The following is an 8318-nucleotide window of genomic DNA, read 5'->3' as shown; positions in this document are numbered from 1 at the left end:
AGTTTAATCACTGAAATTACGAAATACAAACCAGTTGCGCAATTATATCAAAATAATAATCATTGTCAATATAAAATTAAATTTTTATCCACAAAGGATAAATCAAAATAAATTTATTTTTATCATTTATATATCTAAAAAGTTTCATTTTTGAAATATTTTGTATAAAAATTCTTTTTTCTCATTATATTTTAATATTAGATTAAGATTATATCCTTTATAATGTCACTAAATTATTTTAGAAAATATAACTTTATAGTTATTTCCAAGGAAGGTTAAGATGAGAACTCTCTTATCTTTAAGCATGGTGTGTGCTGCGCTACTTGCTAATGAGACTAATCTAAAAAACGAGTTAAACAACGAAGAGATTAGGGCAAATATGGCAAGCTCTTTTAACGAAAGCTCCAACATAAATTTATTTAACGAAAAACCAACTTCAGAAGGTAAGCTAAATTTAAACGAAACCCCATGCTTTAAAATAGATAAAATTTCACTTCTTAGTGAGAATGAAGTAGCTAGCTTTAACGCTAGTAGTGGTGCTGATGAGGCTATAATAAGAAAAGCATATCAAGATAACTTTTCTAAATTTAGCTCTATTTTAGAGGCTAGCTTAAACAAGCTTGATTTTAAATCTGGCAGCTGCCTTGGTAAAAACTCTATCAATCTAATCATAAACTCTTTTAACAACGAGATAATAAAAAGTGGCTATATCACTTCAAGTGCGAGCCTTGTTACAAAGAGCCTAAAAGATGCCAAGCTAGAGTTTGTGATAAATCTTGGCTTAATAGATAACATAAGCATAAACGAGCTTGATAGCCAAAGAAACAGAGCGAGCTTATTTAGTGCATTTGGTGAGTACTCTCATAAAAATAAAGTAGCAAATATAAGAGATATCGAGCAGGCTCTTGAGTCACTGCAAAACGTCTCAAAAAATGACGTTAGCATTAAATTCTTACCTTCAAACAGAGCTGGCTTTTCAAATATAGTGATCACTAGAGTTGATAGCTTCCCACTAAAGGCTGCTATTAGCATTGATAACCTTGGCTCAAAACAAAGCGGTAAGTATCAAGGCATGGTAAATTTAAGCACGCTAAATTTACTTGGATTTAACGAAATTTTTAGCTTCTCACGCGGCAAAGATATATTTAAAAAGTATGAGGTCACAAATAAATTTAATGGCGCCACTGATCACGGAGCTTCAAATAACTATTATTACGGCTTTACTGTCCCATTTGGCTACTTCATGCTTGAATACGAAAAGAGTAAATATGACTACGCCCAGATCATAAACGCAGCCTACAATCTCTACACATATAAAGGTAGAAGCGAGAGCGACTCACTAAGCCTTGCTTATACATTTTATAGGGACTCAAATTTTAAAAATAGCGCCTATGTAAAGCTATTTAAGAGAAAAAATAAAAACTACCTAGAGGACTACGAGCTAGATAACCAAGCTAGAAGAAATGCTGGATATGAGGTAGGCGTAAAATCAAGCTGGAATTCTTACAACCAAGCTTTTAGCGCTAAGCTAGCTTACAAAAAGGGCACTGGTATATTTAGATCACAGCCTGATCCTTTGGAGGATAGCGGCGAAGCTACATCTAGGTTTGCTCTAATAAATTTAAACCTAAACTACAAATATAAATTTGAACTTCCACTAAGCTACGATCTAAATATCAACGCAAGATATGGACTAAATAAACTAAGCTTGCAGGATAAATTTAGTATCGGTGGATACCACAGTGTTAGGGGATTTGACGGGGAGAGCTCACTTGTTGGAAACCACGGAGTAAGCGTAAGAAATACCCTCTCATATAACTACTATAAGAGCAACTCTGTCTATGCAGGGCTTGACGCTGGCATGGTAAGAGCCCCAAGTAGCGGCATAAAGGATAAAAACACCCTTGCAGGATACGCCATAGGTCTAAGAGGCAACATAAAAGCCTACAACAACCTAAGCTACGACATATCTGTCTCTAAACCTCTTTATAAACCAAAGAGCTTTGAAACCAAATCAACAAATGTAAATTTCATCATAAGCTACGAATTTTAAGGATAAAATATGCTAAAGAACAACCAAATTTCAAATGCACAAAAGCCTAGCCTTTTAACCATAGGCTTAAATTTCTACGTAAGTCTCTCTTTGCTACTTGGCACTATGCCAGCATTAGCAAATGAGCCAAGTATCATAGCTGACCCAGGTGCTAGCAACCGTCCTGATATACTAAAAGCTCCTAATGAGACGCTAATCATAAACATCACAAACCCTGATAGCAAGGGCGTATCTATAAATGAATATAGCAGGTTTAATACCCCAACAACAGGCACTATCCTTAATAACTCTAATAAAAACATAGACACCAAGATAGCTGGCCAGATAGATGCAAACTATAGGCTAAATAAAGAGGCAAGCCTTATTATCAACAAAGTAAATTCGGCTGAGAAATCATCTCTAAAAGGAAATTTAGAGGTTGCTGGTAGCAGAGCTGATGTGGTCATAGCAAACCCAAATGGCATAAGCGTAGATGGTCTAAATATGATCAACTCTCGCTCACTCACACTAACAACAGGCAATATCAATAAACTAAGCCCTAAAGAGATAGAGCTAATATCTAATAACTCTATCGATATCGTAGGGGGCGGCCTAAACGATAAGAGCAGCGACTATACTAACGTAATCTCAAATGCTATAAATTTAAACTCAAATATCCACGCAAATGAGCTAAATATCATCGGTGAAAAGGCGGTAGCTTCAAGCAAAGATAGACTTTACAACGACGTAAAAGCTAAAAACCAAGAAAACAGCTTTAGTCTAGATAGTAGCGCGCTTGGCGGTATGTATGCTAATAAAATCAAACTAGTTGGCACAAGTAACGGCGTAGGCGTAAATAATAACGGCCTAGTGATAGCAAATAACAACATAGAGATAAGCCTTGATGGTGATATAGTTAATGCTGGTGCTATCGCTTCTAACAAAGAGGCCAAGATAGAGGCAAAGACTATAACAAACAAAGATGAAGCGCTAATAGCAGCCAAAGAGAGCCTTAACATAAAAGCAGACACTTTGGTAAATACCTCAAGTCAGATTTATGCTAAAGATATAAATGTAGAAGCTAAAAAGCTGGTAAATAACTCAAGCTCGCAGGCTAGGGTGGAGAAAAGCTCATTTGCTAAAAATTTAGCTCTAAAGCAAAGTGGTGAGAATAGATTTAAACTTGAAGAGGTAAATTTAAAAGAGATAAAAGCAAAGATAGAGGCTAAATTTAAAAAACTAGGCAAAGAGCTAAGCGAGCAGGAGCTAAATGCTGAAATTTTAAAAGAGGCTATAAATAAAGATAGCACCCTTTATGCTCTAAATTTACATAAAGACTCATATCTATATGGCACATCAACAAAGGTATTTAGTAATCTAAGACTAGACATCGACAAAAACGAAGTAGTACTTGATACTAGCAAAGCAAAAGACCGCGAAGTGCTAAAGAGAATTTATTACTCTATAAACAAAGAAATTTTAAACGAAGAAGATAAGGCAAATTTCATCCCAGGCAGCATAGTAGCAAGCAATGATATAAATTTAAAAACAGATGAGCTACTAAATGATAAGAGCTTTATCTATGCAGGCAACGACCTTGTGCTTGATAGCAAAGATATAACAAACGTAGCACTAAATTTAAGAAGAGATGGCCGAAGCTTTAATGAGTTTAAATGGAAGCAGCAAGAGTGGAAAGGAAAAATGGGAAAAGTCACTGGCAAAAAGAAATGGGTGACTAAAGGTGGAAAAAGCACGAATTTTAACTTCTCATACACTGATGTTGGTTTGCCAGCAGTCTTTGCAGCGGGCAATAACATAGTAGGAAGCACGCAGGACTTTTCAAGCTATGCACTAAATGATGATATAAAGCTAGCAAATGTTGATCTGGATAAATTCTCTGAGCCAATATTTAATAGCCCAATCATCAAAAACCTAAATAGAAGAGTTAAAAACCAAGGGTATTACTACAGCCTAGATAGTATAAACTCTGCTTATATAGCAAATATCCTTGATGGCTTATATGAAGCAAGAAACGAGAGCATAAGCAAATTTAAAAATGAAGCTAAAGATAAAAACGTAAAAGCATCAGCTCTAGTAATGGCTAATAACATAGACTTAGACGCCAAAGGCAACATAAGCTTAGCTGGCAGCGTAGTGGCTGATAATATCAATCTAAACTCACAAAATTTAAACCTAAATCACCTAGAGCTAAACTCTAAAGATCTAAATTTAAAAGCAGATGCAGCAAATATCAACTCAAGTGAAATTTCAGCCAAAAATATAAATGTAAATGCAAATAATATAAGCTTAGACAAAGAGTCATCTCAGTTTAGTAAGGCTTCAAATTTAAAAGCAGACGAGAGCCTTAACCTAAACGCTAAAGAAAATTTAAATATCGCTGGCTCAAATTTAGAGGCTGATAAGATAAATTTAAACGCAGATAATATAAACATAAACGCTAAAGAGTTTGCCTATAGCCATAGCGCAAAAGAAAAAGGTGTGGAATTTAAACAAAACATCCAAACGCTAAATAGCGCAAACCTAGACGCAAAAGATATAAATTTAAACTCTAAGTCAAACACACAGATCAGCTCAAGTAACTTAAGAGCTACTAACAAGCTAAACATAGAAGCTGGAAATGATATATATGTAGTGGGTGCTAATACAAACGAGAACACGCAAACTAAAGAGAAGTCAAAGGGCTTTTTCTCTAAAAAAGAGTCTCATATAATGGCTATAAATCAAAAGGTTATTAGCTCAAATTTAAATGCAGGCGATATCAGCTTAAAAGCTGGTGGCAATGCAATAGTAACTGGCTCAAATTTAAGTGCCAAAAATGATATAAACATAGATGCGAATAATATAGGCTTAGCTCCAACAGCTTATAAAAATGATGAGGCAAGATCTAGCTCTAAGAAGTCATTTGGTGGATTAAAATCTAGCCTTGATATGCACTCTCTTGATAAGACAAACTTGCAAGGCTCATCTTTAAGTACTAGTCAAGGAGATATAAATTTAAATGCAAACAACGACATCTCTATAATATCTTCAGATATTAAAGGTGGTAGAAATGTAAATTTAAATGCTGGTAATAACTTGTCTATATTAGCAGCCAAAGAGCAAATAAAAGAAAAAAGCGTTCATAAGAGCTCAAACATTAATATAATCTCATTATTGACATACCCAGGCATGCTGGTAGCTTCTGCGATAGATCCTATTGGAACTGGTTCAAATACCTACTTGTTTGAGCAAATGTTTGGAGATACTTTAACTCAAATTTATCGCTCTACATATAATGAAAAGGGAAGTCTTGATACACTAGCAAAGCTTTCAAATATATCTGCAGCCAAAGAGCTCAATCTAAAAGCAAATGAAGCTACTATAACTGCAAATTTATCAAGTAAAGATGATACTAATATAAAGGCAAATTCTATTGAGATATCAAATGCCGAAAACGAGCATAGTAGCTATGAGATATCTAAGAGCAAGGGTATAAATTTACCAAGCACCAAAGATCTTGCAAATGATCAAAAACCAAAACCTATAAAAGAATTTAAGTATGATACTAGCACTAAGACAAGAGTAGCAGACGCAGAGTATGAAAAATCTACCACTGATGTAGCATCAACTAAAGCTATATCGTCAAACCTTGTTTCAGATAAAAATATAAATTTAAATGCAAACGAAGAGATAGGTATCACTGGATCAAATTTGATCGCCAAAGAAGATATAAATCTAATAAGTAAAAATGCAAATATCGATATATTAAATAGCACTGACACTACTGATATATCAAAAACACTAAAACAAGCAAAAGCAGCTCTTTCTATCACTGCCCAAAACGAATACGTAGAGGTGGCTCCAGCTAGTCTTGCTTTGATAGAAGCTATAAAGCAGCTTAAAAAGGTAAAAAAAGAGTATGATAGCTATAAACACACTAGAGATGATCTAAAAGATAAACTACATGAGCTAAAGCAAGCCTATAAAAGTAAAACTCCTGGCATAGATGGCTCAGATATAGAAGATCTATCAGATATCCTTGAAAATGTGAATGATGAAGAGAGATACTATAAGGCAAATATAGCTTTGGCTATGGCAAACGTAGAAGCTAAGAGCCTAGCTCTAGTAGCTCAAGTAGCAGCAGCTGCAAAAGCAGCATCTAACTGGTATACATTTGGCTTTAGCGTAGGAGTAGCAGCTAGTGTAAATGGCCACAAATCAAAATCAAACTCAAATGAAGTAATCTCTAATCCGTCAAATTTAATGGCAAATAACATCAAGATACTAACTCCAAATGATACAACTATTACTGGTTCAAATTTAAGCGCTAATAATCTAATAGATATAAATACAAACAACTTAAACATAAACTCTAGCAAAAATACCTATACATCAGGAAGTAAAGACAAAAGCATAGGTGGAACTATGAGATATACTATGTATGGTGGTGGCGGCGGAAGTGCTGGGCTTAACTACTCTACTAGCAGCAGCGACACTGAAAGCCTAACAAACAACAACTCTCATCTTTACTCAGCTAAAGATATGAATATAAATACAGCTAATGACGCAACCATCAAAGGAGCAAATTTAAGAGCTGATGAGAGATTAAATTTAAAAGTAGGAAACAACCTAAGCTTAGAGAGTGTAAGAGACAAATACGCATACAACGAAAGAGGATATAGTGTAGGTGTTGGCATAGGATTTAGTAGTGATAAATCACCAAACTCAAGCTTTGCTAATCCATCTAGCACAAAAGCAACTAGCACCAATGCAAATTTCTCTAGATCAAGATCAAATACTATAACTAAACAAACCGTACTCTCATCCATAACAGCAAATGAGCTAAACGTAGAGGTAGGTAAAAACACTCATCTAAAAGGATCACTTCTAGCAGCAGGAGAGTATGATAAAGATAATACCTTTATAGATAACCACAACCTAAATTTAAAGACAAATACCCTAAGCTATGAGAACCTATCAAATACAAGCTATGCTAAAGGAACAAACTTTAGTATAGGTGCTAACTATATATTAGAAGATAAAAACAATAAAGATAGCAAATCAAATAACAATCAAGAAGATAAATTTACAGGTCTTAAATCAATAGATCTATCTAACCATAGAAATCTAAGCTACACACTATCTAAAAACCTAGCAACTCTAGGTAGTGGCAACATAGAGATAGCAAATAAAGAGAACTCTGATGATCTAACAAGACTAAATAGAGATACCACTAAACTAACAAAAGATCTAGTAAATACTAGCATAAGCTCAAATGTAGATGGTAGTATGGATTTAAGGGTGCTAACTAAGAGTGGGCAAAAGGATATCAAAGATGAGTTTAATACAGCCACTGCCATAACAAAAGCACTAAATGCAATTATAGAAACAGGTGAGTTTAATTTTAATAGTGAAGTAAAAGAAAATGTTGCACAGTATGAAGCTGGGAAACTATTAGGCAAAGAACTGGCTCAAAAACTAATAGATGATAGTGTCACCATAGAAGAAAAGGAGGCCTTGGGAAATAAATTTATAGAGCTATTTGCAAGTATGTCAGGTCTTGATCTAGATGGCATATCTTTAAGAATAATTGATGATAAATTTGCAAAGGGAAAAGACGATGAAAAATTCCTTGGGCATTTCAATAGTGGATCAATAATACTAAATTTAGCTCACATTAAAAATGTTGATCAGTTTGTGAGCACTCTAGGACATGAGTTAAAACATGCCATAGACTATAAAGCTGGCAAATTTATACCAGGAGATAGTAAGCAAGATAGATATGCAAAACTAAAAGAAGATAGCTTTAGCGATTATCTAAGTAAAGCTCTAAATTTACAAGATAGTGGCATCAATGCCAAAGATGCAGCGATAAAGTATATTAAAAATCAAAGTAGCTTAAACACCCTTCTTTTAAATTCTTATATGTTTAATGGTTTAGATAAGAGCAAGGGGGATAATAGACAATTTAGTCAGCCAGAAATAGACTGGCTAAAGGCTAATGGCAATAATTTTGCTAACTTCATTAGAGAGAGAACAGGTATAGATATTTCTCAAGATGAAGCCATTTCAAGACTTTCAGTGCAGGCACTAAAGCAAAGTGATAATGTTTGGTCTTTGATGTTTAATAAAGATGATGCCTTAGCAAAAGAGTTTTTGACAAAATCTGACAACAAAGATGGTCTATTTGTTGTTGATAAATTTGATAATAGAAATAATAGATTAAATTTAGATGTAGCTATTAATAATATAGATTTTTACAATAAATATATTCATCCAAACATAG

General features: G+C 34.2%; 2 protein-coding genes. Both read left to right on the top strand.

Going from position 1 to position 8318, the window contains the following annotated elements:
* The first annotated feature begins 280 nt into the window (after nt 1–280).
* Nucleotides 281–2053, top strand: coding sequence for a ShlB/FhaC/HecB family hemolysin secretion/activation protein (locus tag F3G98_RS07160; RefSeq protein WP_149725946.1), 1773 nt, complete (start codon nt 281–283; stop codon nt 2051–2053).
* Between the two features lie 9 nt (nt 2054–2062).
* Nucleotides 2063–8318: hemagglutinin repeat-containing protein (locus tag F3G98_RS10415; RefSeq protein ID WP_188116977.1), on the top strand; the 6256-nt coding region annotated here is incomplete at its 3' end.

It is taken from the genome of Campylobacter concisus (genome assembly GCF_902460895.1).
Lineage (GTDB): Bacteria > Campylobacterota > Campylobacteria > Campylobacterales > Campylobacteraceae > Campylobacter_A > Campylobacter_A concisus_BC.
Note: the sequence above shows the minus strand (reverse complement) of the source record. Positions and strands in the feature narration are given on the sequence as shown.